Here is a 25101-nt window from a genome sequence, read left to right on the forward strand (position 1 = left end):
GATACTACAACTAACAAAAAAGCCGAACGAATGTCCGGCTTTAAAATCTCTATTCATCTATAGACTTCAGGCTTCCATCATCTCCACCTCTTTCTCTGCAATCCACTTCTCTGCATCCAATGCCCCCATGCATCCGGTTCCGGCAGCAGTCACGGCCTGACGGTAAACTTTATCCATTGCATCACCTGTGGCGAATACGCCGGGAACATTTGTTTTAGAGGTGCCGGGAACAGCTTTGATATAACCCTGCTCATCCATATCGATCCAACCTTTGAAGATATCCGTGTTTGGTTTATGACCAATTGCTACAAAGAAGCCCTGAGCCTCAAGCACACGCTCCTCTCCAGTTTGATTGTTCACAACCTTTACTCCACTCACTTCTTCATCTCCCAAGACCTCCTTGGTTTCTGTATTCCAAAGAATCTCAATATTAGGCGCATTTTTTACACGTTGCTGCATGATTTTAGATGCACGCATTTCATCTCTTCTTACCAACATGTAGACCTTATTCACAATCTTCGAAAGATAGCTCGCTTCCTCAGCTGCTGTATCTCCGGCTCCCACAATTACTACATCCTGTCCTCTAAAAAAGAATCCATCACACACAGCACATGCAGAAACGCCTTTCCCATTCAATCGCTGCTCACTTTCCAGTCCGAGCCACTTTGCAGAAGCACCAGTTGAGATAATTACAGCCTCAGCTTCTATTTCATTTTTTTCGTCCACAATCACTTTGTGCGGCCACCCACTGAAATCAACGGATGTGATCATTCCACTCCGAACATCCGTACCGAATCGTTCAGCTTGTTTTTGAAAATCGACCATCATCTGTGGTCCCATTACCCCGTCAGGATACCCCGGATAATTTTCTACATCATTTGTAATGGTTAGCTGACCTCCTGGCTGTCCTCCCTGATAAAGAACAGGTTTCATGCCTGCTCTTGCAGCATAAATTGCAGCTGTAAATCCTGCAGGTCCAGATCCAATGATTAATACTTTTACTCGTTCCGTTGACATTTTTGGTTATCTAGTATTTGACAAAAAAATGGTGTTCCGAAACAGAACACCATCTTATTAGCTTTTGTGCCCTGCGGGCTTATAAAAATTCTAAAGTGTCCTGAAGATTACTCTTCGGTCTTTTCAGCTGGTTCAGGTTTTGGAGGACGAGGTAACAAAACTTTTCTTGAAAGCTTGAATTTACCCGTCTTCTTGTCAATATCAATAAGCTTCACTTTGATCTCCTCTCCTTCTTCCATCACATCAGAAACATTCTCTACTCGCTCCCACTTGATCTCAGAGATGTGTAGCAATCCGTCTTTTCCAGGAAGGAATTCAACGAATGCACCAAAAGGCATGATTGACTTTACCTTACCATCGTACACTTCCCCAACTTCAGGCTGCTGTACAATGGCTTTGATTCGAGCCATCGCGTTATTTAAAGATTCACCATCCACAGCAAATATGCTCACTTTACCACCTTTTTCATCTTCTTCGATGTTTACGGTAGCTCCGGATTCTTTTTGAATTTCCTGGATGATCTTACCACCAGGTCCAATCACCGCACCTATCAACTCACGATCAATTCGCAACTGTTCCATTCGAGGAGCATGAGACTTAAGCTCTGCTCTTGGCTCTGTGATAGATTTAGCCATCTCTCCAAGAATATGGAGTCGACCTTTTTTCGCTTGTTCCAATGCCTCGGCAAGCACATCATAAGAAAGTCCATCCACTTTGATATCCATCTGACATGCTGTAATGCCTTCTGTCGTACCTGTTACTTTAAAGTCCATATCACCAAGGTGATCTTCATCTCCAAGGATATCAGAAAGAATGGCATATTTTCCTGTTTCTGCATCTGAGATCATTCCCATTGCAATTCCAGAAACCGGTCTTTTAAGCTTGATACCTGCATCCATCAATGCCATCGTTCCTGCACATACAGTCGCCATTGATGACGATCCATTTGATTCAAGGATATCAGAAACAACACGCAACGTATATGGATTACCTTCATCCTCGGTCGGAATCATTGGTTTCAATGCGCGCATGGCAAGATTACCATGTCCAACCTCTCTTCGTCCCGGTCCTCTGTTAGGTCTCACTTCACCAGTTGAAAAACCAGGGAAATTATAGTGAAGGATGAACTTATTGTAACCGGAGATCATCGCTCCGTCGATCATTTGCTCATCCAGCTTAGTACCTAGCGTAACAGAAGTCAGAGATTGTGTCTCACCTCGTGTGAATAAGGCTGAACCATGAGCAGAGGGAAGATAATCTACCTCTGACCAGATTGGTCGAATTTCATCCGGCTTACGCCCGTCAATTCTTTCTTTGGAGTCAAGGACAAAGTTTCTTACCGCTTCTTTTTCAATATCATGGAAGTACTTTCCTAGAAGGAAGTCATCCATTTCCTCAAGTTGCTCTTCAGTGAACTGTCCGATATACTCCTCGTAAACTGCTTTGAAAGCTTCTTTTCTTTCAGACTTGTTTGGATTCTTCTTAGCAGCTATATCATATAGTTTTTGATAAACTGCTTTGTGCATGGAAGCTTTTAACTCCTCATCCTTCGGTTCGTGATCGTACTCACGTTTTTCAGTAGTACCAGCTTCTTTAGCAAGTTCTTCCTGAGCAGCGCATTGAACCTTAATTTCTTCGTGAGCCTTTTTGATGCCTTCCAGCATTTCAGACTCATCAACTTCTTTAGACTCACCCTCCACCATCATGATGTTATCGGCAGTACCAGCAACAATTAAATCAAGAGTGGATTTCGCCATCTCTTCTGGCGTTGGATTCACTTTATATTCTCCGTCTACTTTTACTACTCTCACCTCAGAGATCGGACCTCCAAACGGAATGTCAGAAACAGAGATCGCAGCAGATGCTGCAAGTGCAGCGAGTGCATCCGGCATTACGTCTTTATCAGCAGAAATTAGCTGAATAAATACTTGCGTGTCAGCATGGTAGTCAGATGGAAATAGTGGTCTAAGCGCTCGATCCACCAATCGGCAAATCAGCACTTCATAGTCAGATAGTTTCCCTTCTCTTTTCAAAAAGCCACCCGGAATCTTTCCGGCAGCTGCAAATTTTTCCTGATAATCAACAGAAAGTGGTAAAAAGTCCACTCCCTCTTTGGCTTCTTTGGAAGAAACCACTGTTGCCAAGAGCTTGGCATTCCCCATACTTACCACGACAGACCCATCCGCTTGCTTTGCAAGTTTTCCAGTTTCGATGGATACTTCCCTGCCGTCAGAAAGTTGGAAGGTTTTAGTAATTACATTCATATTCAATAGATAAAAGGGACACGTTTTACCCCTGGGTGTTTATAATCAAAAAAGGGAATCAGAAATTTGATCCCCCTTTATTTTTTATTTTCTGATGTTAAGCTTAGCAATGATGCTACGATATCGCTCGATATCATTTTTGTGCAAGTAATCAAGAAGTCTTCTTCTCTTACCTACTAGCTTCAAAAGACCTAATCTTGATGCATGGTCTTTTTTCTGAGTTTTTAAGTGGTCAGTCAGGTGGTTGATTCGATGAGTGAACAATGCGATTTGACCTTCAGCAGACCCTGTGTCTGTAGCTGACTTACCGTGCTCTTTAAAAATTTCTTCCTTTTTTTCTTTTGCTAGATACATTCTAAAATCGTCTACCTCTTTTTATTGAAGCGCAAATTTACGCTTTGTTCTTATTCCGAGCAAATCTACGCCTAAGCTTTTCTATTCCAACCCGATAGGCATCTAGTTCAAATAATCGAGCGTCCACTCTCGCTTGCTTTAAAAAGTAAAGTCCAAATGGTAAAAGAATCATATCAGACATCCATGAAGCAAGGTAAGGATCCATCACCCCGGATTTAGCCTGCTTCTCTCCTATACTGGTAAATGCATAATAAATAATGAAAAAGAAAATAGCCAGAATTGTAGGAACTCCCAACCCACCTTTTTTAATGATTGCGCCAAGTGGTGCCCCAATCAAGAACATCAAAACACAAGCTAGCGCCTGCGCATATTTCTTTTGCATTTCAATCGTATAGAGATTGACATCCTTTTGATATTGATACAACCTGGTTTTTGATGAACTAAGATTAACCTTTATGTTACGTGCTTTATTCAAAGCTTCAGATAACATTGGTTTTTTGTTTTTGAACTTATCATCCAGATATGAATCTATGTGCTCCCATTGCAAAGTGTCTATTTTAGAAGTTGAAAGCCTAAATGGTTCTTTCCTGGTTAATTCTCTTTTCTCCTGAATGAAATTTCTTTCTTTCTTCACATCTGAAGAGATTTCGATTGCCGTACTTGATTGATCATTAATTGTATCCTGATCGTTCAATAGTTCAGGACTGGGAAGGGTCTTTTTTTTCTTTAAGGCCTTCTTTGGTTCCTGGGAGAGCAAAGAAATTGGAAAAATTGCTGCTTTGATCGGAGCAGACATTACACTATCCTCGGTATCCAAATCAGCACTATCCAACTGTATTTTACTTTTATTAATAATTGATTCTTTACTCGTCATATGATAATCGAAGTATCTTCTAGTGGTATGAATAAAACTCGCTTTTTGTCTAACAACCTGATTTTCAAATGAATCAATATCATGGGATAGTTCTGAGATATTTTTCATTTGTCTGTTATTCTGAAACAGCTCTTCTTTTCTTCTTTTCAAATCGAAGGAGGCCAGACTAAAAACCATATCCATTCTATCATACTCGGTTCGGTAAAACTGATCAATCTCACTATCCCTCTTAGGCTCTTCCGAATAATAATGACCATTATACATTTCAAGCTTAAGATAGCGGTCGTCCATGAATGTGTACATTAAGCTGGAGTCTGCAAGTATTACCGTTTTATTTCCTCTTCCAGAAGAGTGATCATATATAATGACATCTAAAAGCGTTTTTCCATCAGGAAGTTTGTCCTTCGCCTTGATGCTATAATTGGGTATTCCATTGTAGAACGTTCCTGACTTTATATCCAAAGCAGGCTTAGTGTGTTTTATATCATATAGCAAACTATAAGCTTTTAGGTTGGCTGCCGGAATGGTATAGTTATTGAAAAAGTAGGCGCCAACCGATAACACCAGAACAAATAGAAAAATTGGTCTAAGTGTTCGAAGAAGTGATATTCCGGAACTCTTGATAGCGGTTAGTTCAAATTGCTCTCCAAGATTCCCAAAAGTCATAAGTGAAGCAAGCAGCACTCCCAACGGCAGGGCCACCTGAAGCATATTGAGGGAGAAATAAAAAATCAGTTCTGCAAAAACAGAAAAGCCCAAATTCTTTCCGACAAAATCATCGAAATATTTGAGCATGTATTGAAGTAATAGAATAAAGTTGGCTACAGCTGTGGTTAGCAAAAAAGGTCCAATGAAGGACTTAAGCATCAGGACATCCAACTTTCTCATTCTCATAAGCGTGCAAAATTAGAAAATAGGATGATAGCAAGAAAGATACCAGACTACCTGAGGCTATTAGCCTCCAACAATCTCTTTGAGATCATGAATAAGTGTTTCCCATAATTCACTGGCCTCTTCCTCGTCCATATCCGAGTAGTCGGTGATGCGAACATAGACAGTCTGCGTAAGCTCATTCATGTCTATTTTGAATTCGAAGAAATTATTATCATCCTCGTCATCCTCATCTATTACATCGAAGCGTACATGATGATTGGTTCTATTGGATGTGAGCCTGGCTCTGGATTCATCTCCATCCCAAATGAATGTATATACTTTATCTTCATTATTGATGTTCACATCGTCGGCAAACCATTGTGCTAAGCCTGATGCAGTGCTGAAATATGGGTAAAGCATCTTCTTGGACGCGTTGAATTCAAACTCCCCTACATATTTGTACTTTGCCATACCGGTGAAATTTTTGATAAGGTAAAAAAAAAATCTATTCCAACAAGCTCATGGCTAAAAAGAAATCTTTTATAGATTTGCGTTCCTTTTTGAGGGACACATCAGTTCTCTGATGAATTTCGTGTCTCAAATTTTCTTGGCGAGGTAGCTCAGTTGGTTAGAGCGCAGGATTCATAACCCTGAGGTCGGCGGTTCAACTCCGCTCCTCGCTACTATACAAAGCAGCTTTCGGGCTGCTTTTTTTATACCCAAACAATTTTGTGGGCATTGAGGTCGGCGGGAGGTGCGCCTCCCCGGTCAACCCCGCTCCTCGCTACTTTAATTAATCTTCCCTCTTGAACGCTTCCTCATTCACTTTTTTCAGGTGATATGGGTCGACATCAGCAACAGTGCGTTCATTCAGTTTCTGGAATAGATGATATTTTTCAATGACTTCAATCAATTCCTTATTCTTGGAAACCAGAATGATATAATAAAAATGAACCTGTACTTCCTGCTCAGTGAAGTGTGACTTGACTATGTTGTAGTAAAAAGCCGGATCATGACTCTTGCTCTTTATAAAGAGAAGAAGTGCTTTATAGTTCTCCAGGTAATGTTGGAAGGTGTTTTTATAACCTTCAAAAACAGCAATGAAGGTATTTTCAAATGATTCATCTGACGGACTTAATCCGCCTGCATCTGTCTTTCTTCTCTTCTTTAGCTTATCCGTTTCTCTTTTAAACTCCAGATAAAGTTCATCGAATGCATTCTGAGATTTTGCCTTTGCATTGATCTTGGTGTTTCGAATATGATTTGCAGCATTGATATGGAAGTTCAAAAGCTGAAAGAAAGTATTTTCAAATTGTTGAATCGCAATAGTCTGCGATTGATCTTCCATAATCTTCCTGCTCTCCTGAAGCTCCATGCGTTGAAGCACAAGTTCACGCTTTTGATAGATTAGAGCCAAAAAGAAAAGTATCACTCCTGCCAATGCCCAAATAGGACCTACTGTTCCACCAAGGAATTCACCGGCCATTCCAAGGAGGGTTCTATCTTGCCAAATCTCCTCACTGAAGCCATTCATTTTTACGATAAAAATATAACAAAGCCATAGCCCCAGTCCTATTGCTGCAAATGCACATAAAGCAAGAAGGTTAGCGAAGATATCTCCCCAGTTTAGGTTAGGTTTTTTTATTCTCATATTTGACTGGTATAGGTGTAAACCTTAAAAGTAAAAGTTATCCCTCAAAGTTGATTTTCTTATGCGTACCATCGCAATATGGTTTGTTTGAAGAAGCTCCACACCTGCAAAAGGCAGTCATCCGATGTTTTGACGTTTCAGAACCGTCGTGATGCTTCACTTTAATATTTCCGTAAACCATGAGCGGTCCTCCTTTCGTAACCTCTACAATCTGTTCGTCTTCAATGGTATCTCCTGCTACAGATTCATTTTTTAGTTTGTAAGAAAGGGCTCCTGAAGGACACCTGTCAATTTGTTCCTTAATTCTTTGATCGCTTTCGCCAGCCACATTTACCCACGGCCGGGCTTTAGGATCAAAAACATCCGGAAGACCTTTATAACAAACCTCTGAATGGATGCACTTCTCCGGCTTCCAGATTACGGTTAACTCTTCGCTTTCGTATTCTTTTATTTTTTCTGCCATATTACAATTTAGCTCCTTCTGCTAATAAATGCGTGTAGTCACTCAGATTGTTTTTAATAAAAGACCTTACAAATGGACATAGTGGAATAATTTTCAACTCATCTTTTTCAATCATTGCCAGCGATTCCCTCACCAGTTTATGGCCGACACCCTGCCCCTCCATTTCTTCCGGCACTTCCGTATGAATCAGATAAATAGCCCCACTTTTACCAACCTTGTAGTCAATGAAGGCAGTGGCATCATCAAGCTGTAGCATAAAGCGCTGCTCTTCTGTTATATTTTGAGTCTTAAGGCTTGCCAGATCCATCAATGAGCTTTTTTAAATATTCCGGGAGGTTTCTATCTACATCTATTTGAGAATCTACAATGGGCTCACCATATCTCCACTCAATTGGAATAACCCCACACCAGGTATCAACGCCCTCCATCTTCATGTTTACGTCACCCATTCTGACTTTTGCAGCAGCATTTGCCAGCGAAAGCCGAGCTATCTTCGTAATGGCCACCTGTTCGGGGTTTGGTTCCCCTACATCTGCTATTCGACCGGGAATGTACCGGTCTGTGAATAAGTTAAAGAACTTTACTTTTTCGTTGGGGTTCGTAATCTCTTCTACTTTCGAAAATCCAATTACCGACCGATAGTTAAACGAATGGTCAAATGCCGTGGGCGCAAGGACGAGGGCATCCATGTGAGTAATAGAAAAACTCACCTCTTGTCCAATGATGCTTTCCATGAAATGACTTTTGGCCGAGGCATGGATATAAATTTCACCCTCCACCCTGGCAAAGCCAGTGGGAATCTGATGGGGAACACCATCGCGATTAAATGCTATGGTACAAAAAAGACCTTCATCAACAATCTGATATAAGGTCTCTTTATCATCAGTGCCCCTGCTGGGATACCTTGAAGGTTTTGTGTTGGCCATCAAGTCAATAGGATCAACAAAAGAAGGATTATAATAATTGCACCAATAGAAATGGAAACTTTGCTGTCAAGACCTGCTTGCTTTAACTCCTTCTTGATTTCTTTCACCTCCAATTTCAAAGCAGCTTTTTCTTCCTTGTCCATGTCGGAAAAATCCATTTCCCATATCTGATGTACTCTGTTTTCAAGTTGCTCTACTCTTTCCTGAGGATCTGTTTCTTTCGGATCAGTTTCATTAGCAGTAGCTGATAATGATGACAAACCGATGAGACTGATGAAGGCTAAGTATTTAATCTTTTTCATAAATATTGATTTAGTTGATTGAACTGATTTTAAAAGTAAATAAATACTTGATTTTGTATTCTTAAATCAAAGAGAAATAAATCAAAAAATAAGAACTTCTATTTTATCCAAAAAAAATCAACACGATGCTTCTATTTAAATATTGAATTTCTACATTTGCGTTCCGTTTTGGAAAACGGAACCGAAAAATGTCGGGAACGGGGTGTAGCACAGTCCGGTTAGTGTACCTGGTTTGGGACCAGGGGGTCGCAGGTTCGAATCCTGCCACCCCGACAAGAAAGCAAAGCTCGCAACCTACTTGCGGGCTTTTTCTTTTTTTGGTGAATGGAGTTTAACTCCAATGAGCATATGAAAAGGAAAAAGTGAAGGAACGAAGTGACAAACTTTGCTTTCGGAATTTTCAGGGTAAAGGATCATACGAATAATCCTGCCACCCCGACAACTTAAGGGAGCAATTTGCTCCCTTTTTTTATTATTAAATCTTTATAAATAGACTACTTTAGCACTCCTTTAATGGATGTTATCTTATCTGTTTAAATGATTCATTGGGGCATTAGCTCAGTTGGTTTAGAGCGCTTGCTTGACAGGCAAGAGGTCACTGGTTCGAATCCAGTATGTCCCACTTCAAATTTGGCATCAATCTATCTTCTTGATTGTGAGGTCACCGACCGAAACGCCAGCACCGACAAATCCAGCATTTCCGACTTACTAACCCAAAAAAATAAAGACCAGCCACACCCCTCCCAGGAAATGCCAGAATAAGAAGACATTATACGCATACTGACGAGATTTTGAGTGCACCCGATACTCCCTTATTTTTCTGAATACGGAAGCCAAAAGCAACAACCCAATAGACACATGAATGAAGTGAATCAGGGCAAATGGAAAAAGTATATTCCGAAAAGACAGGTTAGAACTTAGCAACTCCTGCCAGCCAATCACCTGTAGCACAGAAAAAAGGAGACCGAAAAATAATCCCAAACCAGTAAACCGAAATGCCTTTTCGATTTCATCTTCTCTGATCTTGAACTGCCCCATTACAATCAAAGCACTACTAACCAGGATAAACCATGTGGCGACCTCATAAATAGTAGGGATGATTAGGTCAGGCAGCTTTTGCAAGACCCAAACAATAAGAAGTGTGACAAATATGAGTGAGCTGGTAACAATAAAAAGTTTAGTCATGTGCTTACTGGCATTGACCATGCGTTGCTTCTCCTGAAGTCGCTCCTGTACAATCTCTTTCTCACTCATATAATAAGACAACAATTTTAACTTGAATTTCACTTACAATGTTTCAAACCTACCATCACTGATTTAACTTTTCCTATCTGTTCTTAACTTGACTAACTTGAAGCTATGAGCAAAAAGAAAAAAAAGATTAACCCAATAGACCTGGTGAGACCGGACAAACTTCTTTTATCAGGATTAAAAACCCTGACAGATATTACACTTACTCCAATAAATATGTATGCAGATCTCAAAACCAAAGCCAAGAGAAAGGCAGAGATCACTTTCATTGGGGAGAAAAAACTGGAGGAAGTTAAAGTCCAGTTATTCACGTTTAACGAAAATGAAGCGCTGGAATCCAATCAAAAAGATTTCACACCAATGATCAATCCGAAAGATTCACACATCTATTGGCTAAACATTCACGGACTGCATGAAGTAGAACTCATACAAGAACTAGCTGAAACCATAAAGATGGACAGGCTTTCGGTCAGACATCTATTGGATACCACTCAGAGACCAAAGGTTGATGAATTTGATGATTATCTTTTTTTCAATCTAAAATCAATTTTGCTGGATGAGCATGATCAAATTGATGTAGAGCAATTATCATTTGTGCTGGGAAAAAATTACGTGGTTTCTTTTCAGGAAAAAGAAAGTGATCACTTTGACGACATCAGGTATAAAATCAGAGAAGGAATTGGGTTTATAAGGAAACGAACTTCTGACTATCTGTTAATCCAATTATTGGATGCCATACTTGATAATTACTTTGAGACAATTGAAGACATTAATGAGGACATTGCGGAGCTTGAACAGGAGGTCTATAATAACCCTCATAAAGAAACCTTGTTCGCTCTTGAAAAGAGTAAAAAAAGAGCGGATCTGATAAAAAAATCTCTGACCCCAATGACTGAGTCAATCAATTATATTTTAAACAACCGCACCACTTTCTTTCAAAAAGAAAACATCAAATACATCAATGACCTTAAAATGAGCTGTTCTAATGCTTTGGAAGAAGTGGACTCAACCACACGATCACTTGAAAGCTTAACAAACATTTATTATGCATCTCTCAGTCAAAAGATGAATGAGACAATGAAGGTTTTGACCACTGTGGCTACCATTTTCATCCCTCTTACATTCATTGCCGGCATTTATGGGATGAACTTTGAATACATGCCAGAGCTTCAGTTCAGAAACGGCTATTTCATCGTATGGGGAGTGATGATAAGTATCTTCATTGGAATGGTAATCTATTTCAAACGCAAAGACTGGCTATAGTCTAATCTTTGATTTTCAGACAATTATCTAAGAAGGAATGGACTTCAACGAACAAAATTGCAGTTGGTTTTTGGATTGTTTTACTTCATAGTCATAACCAACAATTACCACCATGGCTTTACTTCAATTAACCAAGGAACAAAAAGGTCTTATTAACAAAAGTTTTGTGATATGTACAGCTGGCTTAGCCTTGTCACTAGCTATTGTCACTATTTTTATCGGCTAATCACCAAAGGATTTACTACTGTCAAACATTAATTTCTGCTTTCAAAAGGGTTACCTGTTCAGGTAGCCTTTTTTTTGTTTTTTAATAATGAGAAAGCTCTCGATTAATTTTACTCCATGGAGCAATTAACCGATTTTATTGGCAGAGTGGAAACAAACTATTTCGCGCAAGCTGCACTTACACTAATCATTCTGATTTTATTCATCTCATCACGCTGGCTTATCAAAAAAAGTATCAAGCGACTTGGAAATAAATTCTCTTATGACCTCAATCGTACAGCTGCTACCAAGCGATTGCTGATGGTTTCACTTTATACCTTCACCATCATACTGCTCATTATCATATGGGGAGGGGATTTAAACAACCTCTGGATTTCTCTTGGTAGTATTTTAGGTGTTATCGCAATTGGTTTTTTCGCGATATGGAGTATCCTTAGCAACATAGTTGCTGGAATCATCATCTACACAATCAATCCATTTAAAATCACTGATACAGTCACACTTTTAGAAAAAGAAGTAACAGGAAAAGTGAAAGACATTGGACTAATCTACACAAAACTAGAAGATAAGGACGGCATCATCACCGTCCCCAACAATGTGTTTTTTCAGCAGATTGTGAAGGTGAAAAAGTAGTTATTCACTCCTCAACGACTCAACCGGATTTACTTTGGAGGCACGCATGGTTTGATAGCTAATGACCGCACCCGCAACCAGGATAGAAGCTAATGCGCTGACCACAAATAGGCCTACTCCTATACTTGTCCGATAGGCAAAATTTTCCAACCATTGATTCATCAACAGCACGGTAATTGGAATGGATAAAACAATCGCAATCGCGATTTGAATAGAAAACCCTCTGGCCAATAAGCCAAAAATTGACCAAGTTGATGCCCCCATTACCTTTCTAATGCCTATTTCCTTCACCTTACTATTCACCACCAGTAGGGAAAGACCCAGCAAGCCCAGCGCAGCAATGACAATCGATAAAACAGTAGCAACTGTAATCAATTTATTCATTCGTGCCTCACTCTCATATTGAGACTTGATCCGCTCATCCACAAACTCATAATTCCAACTCTCATTTGGGAAGGAGGCCTCCCATTCTTTTCTAAGGATATCTGTTGCATCCATCAGGTTAGAGCCATTGTACCTGAATACTAATTTTGGAACGAAAGAATCATTGATATCCAGATCGGATATTCCCATCAGAATAGGTAGTGGATTTTGGACGATCACAAGTGGCTCAATCGAGTTATGAAGTGAAGAAAAATGAAACGCTTCTGTCACACCCAATATTTGATGATCACCGAACTCATCGTTCGGTAATTGTCCGCCCACCGGATTTTCCAACTCTAGTAGCTCTACAGCTGCAGGATTCAATAACACCCCCTGACGTTCATCCAGGGTATTTCCAGGTTCAAACAACCTTCCTTCTTTGACCTTAACATCAAAAAGCGACAGGTATTCCGGGTCGGCAACCAACAAACGAAAGCGCTTAAAATCTCCTTCTTTGTCATTAAATCCATAATGTGCCCAGCCATTTGTACCGAATACATGACTACCCATCCCAATTTGGGTGATCTCCGGATACTTAGATAACCGGGCTTTTAATATCTCTCCATTATCCATTGCGCTTTCCGTCAACTCAACAATTCGCTGTGCTTCCGGACTCGGATTTAAATTGGCAGAAATCACTGCATCATACTTGATGCCCAGATCTTTGTTTTGCAGATAATTTACCTGCTGCCGAATTAACAACGAGGTGCTTATTAGAAATACAGTTATAATAAACTGAAACACCACCATCCCCTTTCTTGCCTTCACCTTGTCAGCTGATTGATTACTTCCATGCAGTACTGAAACTGCTTTAAATTTCGAATGAATCCATGCCGGATAAATGCTGGAAACGAAACCAATTACTACCGCAAGCAGGATGTAAAGGGCTAAGTGCCACCATTCAAAAGTCAGAGTCAGGTCGGTCCCGGTCAGTGAATTGAAGGTCGGCACTAGGAGAAAAGCAGAAACAACCCCAATAGTCATTGCAATTACGGACAAAAGAATACCTTCTACCAGGTATTGAGCAGTCAACGCACTACCAAACGCTCCCAGTACTTTTCTAACTCCAACTTCCTTTGCACGCTTCAAAGACTGACCGATGGAAAGCGTGGCATAATTGATACATGCGATAATAATCACCAGAAGACCAATAGCACCCAAAATCGCTACATACTGAGGGTTTCCTACTGGAGCAAACCCAAGTGGAACATTAGGATTCAGGTGAATGTCTGTCAAAGGCTGAAATTCAATATTGTATTGACCTCTTTGGATTGGCTCACCGGCCATGTCCAGATCAGCCATGAAGCTCATGATCACATCCTGAACCTTCTCATCCAAATCGGCAGGCTTCACTCCTTCTTCCAATAAAATATAGGTTTCCGGAACGATATTAAACCATGCAGTGAAAGCTCTATCACTGTACAAGTCTCGCTGCATCTCACTGGATAGGGCTATATCAAATTGAATACTGGACTCTTTCGGGATATCATCAAAAATTCCTTCAACCACAAAATTCCGAATTTCATCATTCACCTGAATGGCAAAAGCCTTTCCAAGAGGGTCCAATTCTCCGAAATATTTTTGAGCATATTCCCTGGAAAGAAGCACTCCACTTTTTGATGAAAAAGGCTGTTCCGCATTTCCAAATAACAAATCAAAATCAAATACCTGAAAGAAGCCCTGACTAATTATAGCCACAGGCTCGTTGATTCTTTTCTCTCCTCTCCCAACCAAATGAGTTCTTCGAATATATTGAACACCTCGCTCTACTTCCGGGAAGTTCTCCTCAAGCATCGATTCAAATCGAAGCGGTGTTGTGGCATTGTAAAATGTGCGGCCATCACCATAATCCTCGTTTAAGAGCAAACGATAAATACGATCCTTTTTGGCATGAAATTGATCATAGCTAAGCTCTTGTTTTACGAATAACCCAAGCAATAAAAAGCATGTAATGCCAATTGTAAGGCCTAACAAATTTATGGCTGTGTTAAACTTGTCACGTCGCAATACACGCCATGCAATTTTGAAGTTGTTTTTGGTAATCATAAGTCCTGAAGTTTTGAGTTTTTGATTCTTTTTTAATGCCGACCATCGGAAAGAGCGTAAGACCATCCACCAGTAATACAGATTCGCCCGCTTCCAACCTTTGCTCACCTTTGCCTCATAAATTTCATGGAGGTCACCTTGTAAATCCTCCAATAGATAAGGATCGCAAAACCACTCAAGGAACCTGTCGGCTAATTTTGGAGGTTCTAACATGCTACCTCATGTTTTTAAGTACAAATTCTGTGTCTGAAGAACCATCTTCGGACAATAATCGAAATTTGAAAACAGACTTGTTCTCTACTGTTTCAATCTGATTATACAGGATCAAATTGCCATCTGGTGACACCTCCGCTCTTGCCTTTCTGTTACTGGAAGAGGTGAGTTGAATAACTTCTGAACCATCACTCCGCATCCTGCTTATTTGAGGGTAATCAGAATTGAATGAAATAAAAAAAACATACTTTCCATTTTTAGATATTGATCCCATGAGGTTATGCGATTCACCAAAAGTGAGTTGTTCTTTGTCAGTCCCATCATTCTTTATCTTATAGAGTTGATAGCTACCGCTTTCGGAAGATTGATAAAAGATATACTCACCATTTTCTGACCAGTATGGCGCAAAATCATTGGAACCGGTAGCTACTAAAACGCGCTTATTTGAGCCATCTGAATCCATAATATGAATATCGGTATTCCCATTCTCCTTTCTTTCATAGGCAATTTTGGATTTGTCAGGAGACCATCGATGAGTCCCTTCAAAAACCTCAGTGTTCGTAAGATTTTTTGTTTCTCTGGTAACTAGATTGAAAGAATAGATATCAAAATTTCCCGACCTATTTGATGAATAGGAAATCACTTCATCATTCAACCCCCATGCGGGCATCCCTTCATAAGTAGAGTCTGAGGTTATTTTGTCAATAATATTTCCATCTATATCAGCGAGATAAACATCAAAATCCCCATCAACATCTGCATAGTACAATATTTCATTTCCAGTGGATGACCACCTACCATCATGATAATTATATCTATCCTGAGCGAATGAGTTAAACATGGTGGTTAACAAAACCAGCGCACTTAGAGCTAGAAGCCTCATAGTTGTATTATTGAATGAATTGGCGATACAAATGACAGCTTTGGCAACTTCTGATATAGTGAATAGCGTAACTCCATTGATTGATCCAGAACACTCCTACCTGCTTTGGTAAGGCTGAAAAAGCGCTTTCTTCTTCCACCTCTTTCATTAGAAGCTCCTCCCATTTCGGACTTTACGTAACCTTTCTTTTCTAATCGTCTCAGTACAGAATGAATCGCGGTAACATCCATTTTACGATTAGTATTTGAACTGATCTCCTCCATAATCACCACAGCGTAAGCCTGGTCAATTAGAGATCCAACAGTTAACAAAACCAGCTCTTCCAACTCGCCTAAATGTGCTCCTTTCATTAGTATCGAATTTTATTTGTTGTACAAACGTACAAGTTTATAATTAGTTGTACAAAACATCAATTAATCAAATATTACTTCATTGAACGTTCTCAGCGCATATTTTGTAGATTGCTTAACATTATGAATGCTGTTATTCACATCAAAAACATGGTCTGCCCGCGATGTATCGAGGCAGTGAAGAAATCCCTGAATGAAGCGAATGTTGGATTTGAAGGAGTAGTTCTTGGAGAAGTGCAGCTAAAAAGACCGTTGGATAAAGAGCAAAAAGCAAATCTATCTTCTTTACTAAAATCAAAAGGCTTTGAATTACTGGAGGATAAAACCTCTGCGATCATCAGTAATATCAAAGGCTTAATTGTTGAGCAGATTCATTACACCGAGCAACCGCTAAAAGTCAATTTCTCAACCTTCCTGTCAGAAAAATTGCACAAAGATTACTCCAGCCTCAGCAAGCTATTCTCTTCAGTTGAAAGCATCACTATTGAGAAATTCATTACCTCACAAAAAATAGAAAGAGTAAAAGAATTACTATTCTATAATCAACTGACACTCTCACAAATTGCACACGCGATGAACTATAGTTCGGTAGCTCACCTATCTGCACAATTCAAAAAAGAAACCGGCCTATCCCCCTCTCAATTTAAAAAACAAAAAAAGCCTTTAAGAAAGCCTTTGGACACTATTTAGCACTTTTATTATAAAAACTGCAATTACGAATAATATTTTGCAACCATTTTTACTGCAATTACGAATAATATAAGCGTGCCGCTTAACCCATTCATTGAGAAATAGAACATTTTCAATCATGGGATGAGGCAAATAGCGAAATACTCCAGAAAAAATAAGCAAATGAAGAAGACTAAACTTGGTGAGTTTGAAGAGATGGTGTTGCTGGCAGTGATTCTGCTGAAGGAGGAAGCCTATGGCGTGGAGATCAAAAAAGAGCTGGAAAAAAGGATGGATGAGCAGTTAAGTGTTGGTTCCATCCAATCGGCACTCAAGCGTATGGAGGAAAAAGGATTCCTGACTTCTGAGTTTGGAGAGGCTACTCAAAAGCGTGGTGGAAAGCGCAAGCGCATTTATAATGCCACACCATATGCTCACAAAGTATTGGGCGAAATCAAACAGATACGCGAAAGCTTCTGGACTCAGATCACAGCTGAAGGATTGAAAACCATCTAAATAGATGAGTGAGATTCTACCACCGAAATGGTCCCGGAGGCTGCTTCGACTGTTTATCCACGGAGCATACCTTGAGGAGATCGAAGGCGATCTAGAAGAGGTGTTCTACGATGATTTAGAAACTCATTCAGTCAAAGAAGCACAAAAAAGGTACACCCTCGGGGTATTCAAGCTCTTCAGATTCAGCCTACTCAAAAACTTCAAATGGATTTATAAAATAGGACTAATCATTACTATCATGAGAACGCTAAAACTCGCATTTCGCAACTTACTTAAATTCAAAACTCATTCAGGTATCAATCTTGTCGGGCTTTCACTAGGATTGGCTGTTGGTAGTCTCATTCTATTGTACGTGATGGACGAGTTATATTTTGACAATTTTCATGCAAAAGGAGATCGCATATATAAAGTTGTTACTGCTTCACAAGGGGGAGGCATGGAAACCAATGCCCATCCGATCGGGTATCAGCTTCGAACCCAATATCCGGAAGTTGAATCGGTTTTATACACCCGATGGGCATCTCCTGCTTTCAAGCTAAATCACGAGGGTAAGCGATACGAACACAAAGTGTTTTACGCAAGTGAGGAGTTCTTTCATATGTTCTCATTCCCATTGAAATCAGGTGATGCTGAAACAGCACTCAAGGATCCCTACTCCATTGTTATCACAGAATCAATGGAAGACATTTACTTCGACGAACCGGCACTAGGTCAAACGATTACTTTAAGAGATTCAGTGGATTTCAAAGTAACCGGTGTGATGAAAGACATTCCCAAAAACTCACACATTCAGTTTGACATGCTGATGTCTTTTTCAACGTTCCCTGACTTCAGATACTTCAGTTATACCGATGGGTGGGGAAATTTTGATGTAAGAAACTATGTCTTGCTAAAAGAGAGTGAAGATCCTGTGAAATTCCAAAGCAAAGTTGCCAATATCTATGATGAAAATATAGGGGACTGGCTTGACGAAATGGGTATGGAATTAACAACCGCTTTAGTCCCACTCAAAGACATTTATCTAGGCGAAACATATTGGAATGGGTTTGGTCCAAAGGGCTCGATGAAAAGAGTAAAAACCGTAACAATCATCGCTATATTTCTTCTTTTGTTGGCCTCCATCAATTACATAAATCTCAGCACTGCTCGATCTGCATACCGATCGAAAGAAGTAGCCATGAAAAAAATTGTCGGTTCATCAAAAAGAGGAATCGTCACACAATTCATGACTGAATCATTTTTGCTCACCATCATTTCATTTGGCTTAGCCATTGTCATCATACTAGGTATTCTCCCTTTTTTCAATGAATTAATGAATAAGAACTATGATCTCGCTTCATTCTTAAATGCGAAAATTTTAATCGGTATGGGGAGCTTGATTCTGATAGTTTCCTTCATGTCTGGCTACTACCCTGCTTTGGTCATCTCTGGATTAAAACCACTAAATGCCCTCAATGGAAAGCTGGATAAAACATACCAGGGGCTAAGCCTTCGAAAAATGTTAATCACTTTCCAGTTTTTTATCTCTTCCGCTTTGGTCTTAGCTACCATTCTGGTCATCAGCCAAATCAATTTCATGCGAAACCAGGAGTTAGGATTTGAAAAAGAACAATTACTCATTATTGACGGCACAAACCTTCCACAAAACTCTACGAGAGTAGCGCTCAAAAACGAACTCAAGACACTATCAGGGGTTGAATCCGTTAGTCACACTAATGCCCTACCCGGACGACCTGGCTGGCAAGGACAATGGGCCTATCCAGAGAAAATTGAAGGAGAGCAGGTGGATACAGAATACATGGCTATTGATGAAAATTACATCGATGCTCTTGGTCTGAAGCTTATTGCTGGAAACAACTTCAATCCTGCTAAGCAGTCGGAGCTAAACGATGGCCTGATCATTAATGAGACATGCGTAGAAGCCATGGGCTGGCAAAGTCCGGAGGATGCGATTGGTAAAATGATTGTTTCACCATCAGGCACTCCTGAAGGTAAGGTCATCGGCGTGGTAAAAGATTATCATGGCTTAGGACTTCAGAAAAATATCTGGCCAAAAGCAATGGACTATTCCGGTGATAGGTATGGAAGATACTATGCGATACGGTATCAGGCTGATCAAACCTATGATTTAATCAAAGGCATAGAAGACAAATGGTCTCAGACATTTGGAAGCTACCCGTTGGAATACTTTTTCCTTGATGAGGATTTTGACAGACAGTATCGGGAAGAAAACCAATTGGCAAAAGTGCTTTCCATTTTTGCTGTCATCGTAATCATTGTGTCGGCCATTGGCTTGTTTGGACTAATCTCATTTGTTGCGCTTAGTCGAACAAAAGAAGTAGGCATTCGGAAAACAATGGGTGCCAGCATTGCACAAATCGTTTTCATTCTCTCCAAGGAGTTCGTTTACCTGGTACTTTTAGGAAATATTCTTGCGATTCCTTTAATATGGTATTTTGGTAATGATTGGCTCAATGATTTTGCCTATCATACATCTATCAACCCGATTATATTCGTTATTACAATGATTATAACTGCATTGATTGCATTTATATCCGTGAGCTTCCAGACCTACAAAACTGCCAAGTTAAATCCGGTCAATGCGCTGAGGTACGAATAGCAAAATCATATAACAGTTTCCAAAAATTCTGTAACACTTCCATATAGTATAGGTTGCATTTTTGTATTCATATTATTGAATTATGAAAAAGACCTATACTATTTCCGGGATGTCATGTGAGGGATGTAAAAGTCATGTGACAGATGCTTTGCTATCACATGACAAGGTAGAAGCTGCAGCAGTGGATTTAGCTGCCGGCAAGGCTTCACTCACCATGCAGGAAGAAGTATCCATCGATGAACTAAAGGAAGCTCTTCATGCACACGGTGATCGATATGATATCCATCCAGAAGATCATCATGCACATCACACTCACTCCAAAAAGAAAGAAAAACATGATACTGGCGGTAAGTACTATTGCCCCATGCTCTGTGAAGGTGATAAGAAGTACGATGAACCGGGTGATTGCCCCAAGTGCGGCATGGATTTGGAGCAGGAGCAATCCGCCACATCCAAAAATAAGACCATCTATACCTGCCCCATGCACCCTGAAGTGGAGCAGGATGAGCCGGGCAGCTGTCCGAAATGCGGGATGGATTTGGAACCTAAGTCTGTTTCCAATGAGCAAGGCTCCAGCGAAAAGAAAGCCTATCTCAACATGCGTAAGAAGTTCATCTGGTCAGTGGTATTTACCCTGCCGGTTTTCTTTATCGCAATGAGTGATATGGTGGGTGTCTCTCTTACAAATATTCTCAGTGAAAGATCATGGGCATGGGTACAGTTCATCCTTTCCACACCAGTAATTTTCTATACCTCCGGTGAATTCTTCGTGAGAGGTTATAAGTCCATCATCAATAAGTCTCCAAACATGTGGACATTGATTTCATTGGGTGCCGGAGCAGCGTATTTATTTAGCATCATTGGACTTCTGTTCCCTGATATGTTTCCTGAGCAGTTCAAGACCGAAAATGGAAACGTACACCTTTACTTCGAATCAGCCGCTGTGATTCTTACACTCATTTTATTGGGTCAGGTACTGGAACTGAAAGCCAGAAGTCAAACTAACTCCGCCGTTCGGGAGCTTCTAAATCTTGTCCCACAGGAAGTCATTGTCATTCGCGATGGAAATGAGAAAAAAATTCCACTGGAGGAAGTAGAAATCGATGACATTATAAAAATCAAACCAGGCGAAAAAATCCCTGTTGATGGAGAAATCACAGAGGGCAAAAGCTCCATTGATGAATCCATGATTACCGGAGAACCTAACCCAGTAGAGAAAAACACGGGTGATGAAGTAATCGGTGGTACCATCAATGGTACCAACAGCTTCCTGATGAAAGCGACTAAAGTGGGAAGTGATACCCTCCTCTCTCAGATAATCGAAATGGTAAATAAAGCGAGCAGAACCAAAGCGCCCATTCAAAATCTGGCAGATAAAATCTCCAGTTACTTTGTCCCTACGGTCGTATCGATCGCTATTATTTCATTCATCGTATGGGCTTTATGGGGACCTGATCCTGCTATGGTTTATGCTTTTACCAGTGCGGTCACCGTGCTGATCATCGCTTGTCCTTGCGCGTTGGGATTGGCCACCCCCATGTCTATTATGGTTGGAACCGGAAAAGGCGCCAAACAGGGCGTACTGATCAAAGATGCCCAGGCACTGGAGGAGATGCACAAAGTCACCACGTTGGTGGTCGATAAGACTGGCACCATCACTGAGGGTAAACCTTCCTTACAGCATATTGAGCCCTTCGGTTCAAGTAAAAAAGATGAAATCCTTCAATGGGCAGCATCACTGGAAAACAGTAGTGAACACCCGCTCGCTCAGGCTATTGTGCAGGCTGCTGAACAAGAAGATTTAAAACTGATAGAGGTGAAAGATTTTGACTCCATTACCGGCAAAGGAGTGAAAGGTAAAATCGAAGGAAGTGAGATTGCGATCGGAAACGAAAAGCTTTTAGAGGTATTTAACCTTCAACTCAATCCTGATCAAAAAGAAGTCATAGAGAAAAGGCAAAGCCAGGGTGAAACGGTCATGATCCTGATCAGAGATGAGAAGATTGAAGGTTTCATAAGTGTTGCTGATGCCATCAAAACAACATCTGCAGAGGCCATCAAGTCCCTTCAGGATTTAGGTATCGAAGTGATTATGCTCACCGGAGATAATCGCAAAACAGCACAGGGTGTTGCAGAGAAACTATCACTGGATGGATTCGAAGCAGAGCTGCTACCCGAGGACAAACATAGCTATGTAGAAAAGCTACAGCGGGAAGGAAAAGTAGTTGCCATGGCTGGTGACGGCATCAATGATGCACCTGCCCTGGCTCAGGCAAATGTGGGAATTGCTATGGGTACCGGAACTGATGTCGCCATTGAAAGTGCAGGCATTACTCTGGTAAAAGGTGAACTGGATGGTATTGTGAGAGCCAGAAAACTCAGTGAGGATGTAATGAAAAACATCAAACAGAACCTGTTTTTTGCATTTGGTTATAACATGCTGGGCGTGCCGATAGCAGCAGGAATTCTATTTCCCTGGTTTGGAATACTACTCAGCCCTATGCTGGCAGCACTGGCCATGAGCTTAAGCTCTGTATCTGTGATTGGAAATAGTTTGAGGTTGAGGTAAGATCAATACCTCCAAGGTTTTAAAACCTTGGAGGTATCTTTACGTATCTTTGCAACAGTGCGAATAGCCAGAAACATAGCGAATACTTTCTTAGCAATCACCTTGCTGATTGCTACCACAGGAGTCACCTTAAACAAGCATTATTGCATGGGTGACCTTAAGTCTATTGCGGTAAATGAGCACCCAAAACATTGTTTCGAAGGTGAAAAGGAACAAGTGCCGTGTTGTAGTGATGTCTCTGAGCAGCTAAAAATCGAAGAGATAACCACTATAAACTTTGATTTTGACGCCAATCCGGATTTGTATGAGCTGGCAATCGTCAATCATTTTTTACTAAGAGATATTGAATTCACCATAGAACAAGAAAAACCAACTTTCCAGAATTACAATCCTCCTCTCCCCAATCGTGATATTCCGGTTCTTGTCCAGTCCTTCCTTATATAATATCTGTTTGTGACCCAGAAGAACCTTCTCACAGGTTCGATTCATTCATTTTTCACAATCAGATCATTAATAAAATATGTATTCAAAGCTAGTCTTATTTGCAGGCTATATTTTTTTATCATTTCTATCATTCGGACAGACGGTTAGAGGTAAAATAGAAACCAGAGAGCACGAAGCACTCATTGGTGCCACTGTGATCGAACTCGGAACTCAAAACGGAACCGTCACAGATGTCAACGGCATGTTTGAACTTGCCCTATCCAATAGGGACGCCATGCTCGTGCTCTCCTATTCCGGATTCCTCGCCGACACACTTGATGCTGACCTTTCCCAAATGATGCACATAATGCTTCAGGAAAACACTGAAGAGTTGGATGAGGTAGTCGTGCAGGCCAGTAGCACGTTTTTGGACGATCGTGAATCGAAACATATAGAAGTAATCACTGAGGCTGAGCTTACAAAGGCGGCTTGCTGTAACCTTTCGGAAAGCTTTGAAACCAATGCCTCAGTGGACGTTTCATTCACTGACGCAGTAAGTGGGGCAAAAACCATTCGAATGCTGGGTCTGGATGGTCGATATGTTCAAATCAATCGCGAGAATGTTCCCAATGTGCGAGGACTCGCAGGAAGATATGGACTTTCTTATATTCCGGGTACATGGATTCAGTCTATCGATGTTGGAAAAGGTGCCGGCACAGTCGTGAATGGATATGAATCCATGACAGGTCAAATCAATGTCGAATTGAAAAAACCTGAGAATAGTGAAAAGCTTTACCTCAACGGGTATGCCAATTCGTTTGGCCGGTTTGAAGTAAATGCTAACCATGCCAGGGAGATCAATGACAAATGGAGTGCTGGAATTTTATTCCATACCAACTATTTCAACAATGAGATAGATCAGAATGAAGATGGGTTCATGGACATCCCTAAGGGTCGGCAAATCAATGTGATGAACCGGTATAAGTACCAAGGTGAAAAAATGGTGTCTCAGATTGGGGTGACTGTCATGCGAGATGAAAAAGCGGGTGGCCAATTAGGTTTTGATCATGGTGATGATTTCAGATCATCTCCTCAATACGGATTTAAGAACAATACCACAAGAGTAGAGCTCTTTGGTAAGACCGGCCTACTCTTTCCACATAAACCTTACAAAGGTTGGGGATTCATATACTCCGCTTCGTACCTGGATATTGATGGAGGATTCGGTCGCGAAAATTATGAAGGAACCGAAAAGACCCTTTACGGTAATATCATCTTCCAAAACATCATTGGCAATTCTTTCCACTCTTACAAAACTGGGGTAAGCATGCTTTATGATGAATTTGATGAGATATATGCTGATTCAGCTTTTAGCAGACAAGAAGTGGTGCCGGGTTTATACTATGAATACACATTCTCTCCCGGAGATAAATTCACACTACTTGCAGGTGCACGAACTGATTTTCATAATTTGTATGGAACGTATTTCACACCGAGGCTACATTCCCGATTTCAGTTTTCAGAAAACACTACCTTGAGAGCAGCTATTGGAAGGGGATATCGAACTCCAAATACCATTATTGAGAATAGTAACATTCTGGTTTCTTCACGACAATTGATCATTGAAGAAAATCCTGAGCCGGAAGTCTCCTGGAACATGGGTGGAAGTCTGGTAACGGCCGTTAATATCGGAGACAAAAAACTGAATCTAATTGCAGATTATTTCTATACCAACTTCGAAAATCAACTGATCTATGACATGGATGCAAATTCCAGTCAACTGAGGGTCTATAACCTAAGGGGTAAATCTTATGCCCACAGCTTTCAACTGGAAGGAAACTACCAGTTCTCTGATCGGCTGAGTGCCAAAGCAGCTTATAAGTTTTACGATGTAAGAGCAACGATCAATGATGAATTAAGAGAAGTACCTTTCAATGCACGAAACAGATTCTTCCTAAACACTTCATACGCCACCCGTTTTGATAAGTGGGAAGCAGATGCTACCCTCCAGTGGTATGGATCCAAAAGATTACCAGACACCTCCGATAAGCCAGCTGAATTTCAACGAGGCTCGTCTTCACCTGATTTCTTTTTGCTCAACGCACAAGTAAGTCGTGGATTTAGATGGGGTAATATTTACATTGGTTCAGAAAACCTCCTCGGATTTACACAGGATAACCCAATCATTGATTCAGAAAATCCATTCAGTGATAACTTTGACGCTTCATTGGTTTGGGCTCCAATTGCTGGTAGAATGGTTTATGCAGGATTTAGATATAAAATAAAGAATTGA

Annotated in this window: 22 protein-coding genes and 3 tRNA genes; 11 read left to right on the forward strand and 14 right to left on the reverse strand. The window is 40.5% G+C overall.

The window, feature by feature from the left end:
- Positions 1–66: 66 nt before the first annotated feature.
- From trxB to ACOQON_RS09875, 5 genes are all read right to left on the reverse strand, one after another.
- Entirely contained in the window at positions 67–1017 is a 951-nt protein-coding gene (gene trxB, locus ACOQON_RS09855; RefSeq protein WP_420575274.1) for a thioredoxin-disulfide reductase, read from the reverse strand.
- Between the two features lie 107 nt (positions 1018–1124).
- Positions 1125–3281, reverse strand: a complete 2157-nt coding sequence (gene pnp, locus ACOQON_RS09860) for a polyribonucleotide nucleotidyltransferase (protein WP_420575275.1) — start codon at positions 3279–3281, stop codon at positions 1125–1127.
- A gap of 84 nt (positions 3282–3365) precedes the next feature.
- The gene (gene rpsO / locus ACOQON_RS09865) at positions 3366–3635 is read right to left on the reverse strand and encodes a 30S ribosomal protein S15 (protein WP_350221777.1); all 270 of its coding nucleotides are present in this window, start codon (positions 3633–3635) and stop codon (positions 3366–3368) included.
- Positions 3636–3672: 37 nt separating this feature from the next.
- On the reverse strand, positions 3673–5403 hold the full coding sequence (locus ACOQON_RS09870; RefSeq protein WP_420575276.1) for an LptF/LptG family permease: 1731 nt from the start codon (positions 5401–5403) through the stop codon (positions 3673–3675).
- Positions 5404–5463: 60 nt separating this feature from the next.
- Positions 5464–5853, reverse strand: a complete 390-nt coding sequence (locus ACOQON_RS09875; protein ID WP_420575277.1) for an START-like domain-containing protein — start codon at positions 5851–5853, stop codon at positions 5464–5466.
- 138 nt (positions 5854–5991) lie between these two features.
- Here ACOQON_RS09875 and ACOQON_RS09880 point away from each other — a divergent pair.
- Positions 5992–6065: transfer RNA gene (locus ACOQON_RS09880), tRNA-Met, on the forward strand.
- Between the two features lie 110 nt (positions 6066–6175).
- On the opposite strand, the gene ACOQON_RS09885 is transcribed toward ACOQON_RS09880, so the two are convergent.
- The 5 genes from ACOQON_RS09885 to ACOQON_RS09905 are packed head-to-tail and all read right to left on the reverse strand — an operon-like array spanning position 6176 to position 8724.
- The gene (locus ACOQON_RS09885) at positions 6176–7033 is read right to left on the reverse strand and encodes a putative phage abortive infection protein (protein WP_420575278.1); all 858 of its coding nucleotides are present in this window, start codon (positions 7031–7033) and stop codon (positions 6176–6178) included.
- A gap of 37 nt (positions 7034–7070) precedes the next feature.
- Positions 7071–7496, reverse strand: coding sequence for a (4Fe-4S)-binding protein (locus ACOQON_RS09890; RefSeq protein ID WP_420575279.1), 426 nt, complete (start codon positions 7494–7496; stop codon positions 7071–7073).
- Position 7497: 1 nt separating this feature from the next.
- A complete protein-coding gene (locus tag ACOQON_RS09895; protein WP_420575280.1) occupies positions 7498–7803 on the reverse strand; it encodes a GNAT family N-acetyltransferase in 306 nt (101 codons plus the stop codon).
- Positions 7784–8422 (reverse strand): pyridoxamine 5'-phosphate oxidase family protein, encoded by a 639-nt coding sequence (locus ACOQON_RS09900; protein ID WP_420575281.1) that lies wholly within the window; start codon positions 8420–8422, stop codon positions 7784–7786. The genes ACOQON_RS09895 and ACOQON_RS09900 overlap by 20 nt, the downstream gene beginning before the upstream one ends.
- Complete coding sequence (locus ACOQON_RS09905; RefSeq protein WP_420575282.1) at positions 8422–8724, reverse strand: hypothetical protein; 303 nt, start codon at positions 8722–8724, stop codon at positions 8422–8424. The genes ACOQON_RS09900 and ACOQON_RS09905 overlap by 1 nt, the downstream gene beginning before the upstream one ends.
- Positions 8725–8922: 198 nt before the next feature.
- Here ACOQON_RS09905 and ACOQON_RS09910 point away from each other — a divergent pair.
- A tRNA-Pro gene (locus tag ACOQON_RS09910) sits at positions 8923–8997 on the forward strand.
- Between the two features lie 274 nt (positions 8998–9271).
- Positions 9272–9346, forward strand: a tRNA-Val gene (locus tag ACOQON_RS09915).
- An 86-nt stretch (positions 9347–9432) separates the two neighbouring features.
- Here ACOQON_RS09915 and ACOQON_RS09920 read toward each other — a convergent pair.
- The gene (locus tag ACOQON_RS09920; protein ID WP_420575283.1) at positions 9433–9978 is read right to left on the reverse strand and encodes a hypothetical protein; all 546 of its coding nucleotides are present in this window, start codon (positions 9976–9978) and stop codon (positions 9433–9435) included.
- A 105-nt stretch (positions 9979–10083) separates the two neighbouring features.
- Here ACOQON_RS09920 and corA point away from each other — a divergent pair, with 105 nt between their 5' ends.
- Positions 10084–11238, forward strand: a complete 1155-nt coding sequence (corA, locus tag ACOQON_RS09925) for a magnesium/cobalt transporter CorA (protein WP_420575284.1) — start codon at positions 10084–10086, stop codon at positions 11236–11238.
- A 342-nt stretch (positions 11239–11580) separates the two neighbouring features.
- Positions 11581–12096, forward strand: coding sequence for a mechanosensitive ion channel domain-containing protein (locus ACOQON_RS09930; protein WP_420575285.1), 516 nt, complete (start codon positions 11581–11583; stop codon positions 12094–12096).
- On the opposite strand, the gene ACOQON_RS09935 is transcribed toward ACOQON_RS09930, so the two are convergent.
- From ACOQON_RS09935 to ACOQON_RS09945, 3 genes are read right to left on the reverse strand one after another with little or no spacing between them, the layout of a single operon-like run.
- A complete protein-coding gene (locus tag ACOQON_RS09935) occupies positions 12097–14778 on the reverse strand; it encodes an ABC transporter permease (protein WP_420575286.1) in 2682 nt (893 codons plus the stop codon). It abuts the gene before it with no gap.
- 1 nt (position 14779) lies between these two features.
- The gene (locus tag ACOQON_RS09940; RefSeq protein ID WP_420575287.1) at positions 14780–15661 is read right to left on the reverse strand and encodes a TolB family protein; all 882 of its coding nucleotides are present in this window, start codon (positions 15659–15661) and stop codon (positions 14780–14782) included.
- On the reverse strand, positions 15658–16011 hold the full coding sequence (locus tag ACOQON_RS09945; protein ID WP_420575288.1) for a PadR family transcriptional regulator: 354 nt from the start codon (positions 16009–16011) through the stop codon (positions 15658–15660). The genes ACOQON_RS09940 and ACOQON_RS09945 overlap by 4 nt, the downstream gene beginning before the upstream one ends.
- Positions 16012–16134: 123 nt before the next feature.
- Between ACOQON_RS09945 and ACOQON_RS09950 the strand changes: the two genes are divergently transcribed.
- The 6 genes from ACOQON_RS09950 (at position 16135) to ACOQON_RS09975 (ending at position 25101) form a co-directional block, all read left to right on the forward strand.
- The gene (locus tag ACOQON_RS09950) at positions 16135–16701 is read left to right on the forward strand and encodes a helix-turn-helix domain-containing protein (RefSeq protein WP_420575289.1); all 567 of its coding nucleotides are present in this window, start codon (positions 16135–16137) and stop codon (positions 16699–16701) included.
- 162 nt (positions 16702–16863) lie between these two features.
- On the forward strand, positions 16864–17196 hold the full coding sequence (locus ACOQON_RS09955) for a PadR family transcriptional regulator (protein ID WP_420575290.1): 333 nt from the start codon (positions 16864–16866) through the stop codon (positions 17194–17196).
- Between the two features lie 4 nt (positions 17197–17200).
- Complete coding sequence (locus ACOQON_RS09960; protein WP_420575291.1) at positions 17201–19816, forward strand: ABC transporter permease; 2616 nt, start codon at positions 17201–17203, stop codon at positions 19814–19816.
- An 82-nt stretch (positions 19817–19898) separates the two neighbouring features.
- Positions 19899–22385 (forward strand): heavy metal translocating P-type ATPase, encoded by a 2487-nt coding sequence (locus ACOQON_RS09965; RefSeq protein WP_420575292.1) that lies wholly within the window; start codon positions 19899–19901, stop codon positions 22383–22385.
- Positions 22386–22412: 27 nt separating this feature from the next.
- Positions 22413–22829 carry an HYC_CC_PP family protein gene (locus ACOQON_RS09970; RefSeq protein WP_420575293.1) on the forward strand — a complete coding sequence of 139 codons (417 nt, stop codon included), beginning with the start codon at positions 22413–22415 and terminating at the stop codon, positions 22827–22829.
- Between the two features lie 76 nt (positions 22830–22905).
- Entirely contained in the window at positions 22906–25101 is a 2196-nt protein-coding gene (locus ACOQON_RS09975) for a TonB-dependent receptor (RefSeq protein WP_420575294.1), read from the forward strand.

The organism is Ekhidna sp., from assembly GCF_965221965.1.
GTDB lineage: Bacteria > Bacteroidota > Bacteroidia > Cytophagales > Cyclobacteriaceae > Ekhidna.

Coding starts and splice junctions, on each gene's coding strand:
- ACOQON_RS09905 (WP_420575282.1), bottom strand. CDS start 8,724: ATGAAAAAGATTAAATACTTAGCCTTCATCAGTCTCATCGGTTTGTCA.
- corA (WP_420575284.1), top strand. CDS start 10,084: ATGAGCAAAAAGAAAAAAAAGATTAACCCAATAGACCTGGTGAGACCG.
- ACOQON_RS09950 (WP_420575289.1), top strand. CDS start 16,135: ATGAATGCTGTTATTCACATCAAAAACATGGTCTGCCCGCGATGTATC.
- ACOQON_RS09960 (WP_420575291.1), top strand. CDS start 17,201: ATGAGTGAGATTCTACCACCGAAATGGTCCCGGAGGCTGCTTCGACTG.
- ACOQON_RS09955 (WP_420575290.1), top strand. CDS start 16,864: ATGAAGAAGACTAAACTTGGTGAGTTTGAAGAGATGGTGTTGCTGGCA.
- ACOQON_RS09870 (WP_420575276.1), bottom strand. CDS start 5,403: ATGAGAATGAGAAAGTTGGATGTCCTGATGCTTAAGTCCTTCATTGGA.
- ACOQON_RS09885 (WP_420575278.1), bottom strand. CDS start 7,033: ATGAGAATAAAAAAACCTAACCTAAACTGGGGAGATATCTTCGCTAAC.
- ACOQON_RS09900 (WP_420575281.1), bottom strand. CDS start 8,422: ATGGCCAACACAAAACCTTCAAGGTATCCCAGCAGGGGCACTGATGAT.
- ACOQON_RS09930 (WP_420575285.1), top strand. CDS start 11,581: ATGGAGCAATTAACCGATTTTATTGGCAGAGTGGAAACAAACTATTTC.
- ACOQON_RS09975 (WP_420575294.1), top strand. CDS start 22,906: ATGTATTCAAAGCTAGTCTTATTTGCAGGCTATATTTTTTTATCATTT.
- trxB (WP_420575274.1), bottom strand. CDS start 1,017: ATGTCAACGGAACGAGTAAAAGTATTAATCATTGGATCTGGACCTGCA.
- ACOQON_RS09890 (WP_420575279.1), bottom strand. CDS start 7,496: ATGGCAGAAAAAATAAAAGAATACGAAAGCGAAGAGTTAACCGTAATC.
- ACOQON_RS09940 (WP_420575287.1), bottom strand. CDS start 15,661: ATGAGGCTTCTAGCTCTAAGTGCGCTGGTTTTGTTAACCACCATGTTT.
- pnp (WP_420575275.1), bottom strand. CDS start 3,281: ATGAATGTAATTACTAAAACCTTCCAACTTTCTGACGGCAGGGAAGTA.
- ACOQON_RS09935 (WP_420575286.1), bottom strand. CDS start 14,778: ATGTTAGAACCTCCAAAATTAGCCGACAGGTTCCTTGAGTGGTTTTGC.
- rpsO (WP_350221777.1), bottom strand. CDS start 3,635: ATGTATCTAGCAAAAGAAAAAAAGGAAGAAATTTTTAAAGAGCACGGT.
- ACOQON_RS09895 (WP_420575280.1), bottom strand. CDS start 7,803: ATGGATCTGGCAAGCCTTAAGACTCAAAATATAACAGAAGAGCAGCGC.
- ACOQON_RS09945 (WP_420575288.1), bottom strand. CDS start 16,011: ATGAAAGGAGCACATTTAGGCGAGTTGGAAGAGCTGGTTTTGTTAACT.
- ACOQON_RS09965 (WP_420575292.1), top strand. CDS start 19,899: ATGAAAAAGACCTATACTATTTCCGGGATGTCATGTGAGGGATGTAAA.
- ACOQON_RS09920 (WP_420575283.1), bottom strand. CDS start 9,978: ATGAGTGAGAAAGAGATTGTACAGGAGCGACTTCAGGAGAAGCAACGC.
- ACOQON_RS09875 (WP_420575277.1), bottom strand. CDS start 5,853: ATGGCAAAGTACAAATATGTAGGGGAGTTTGAATTCAACGCGTCCAAG.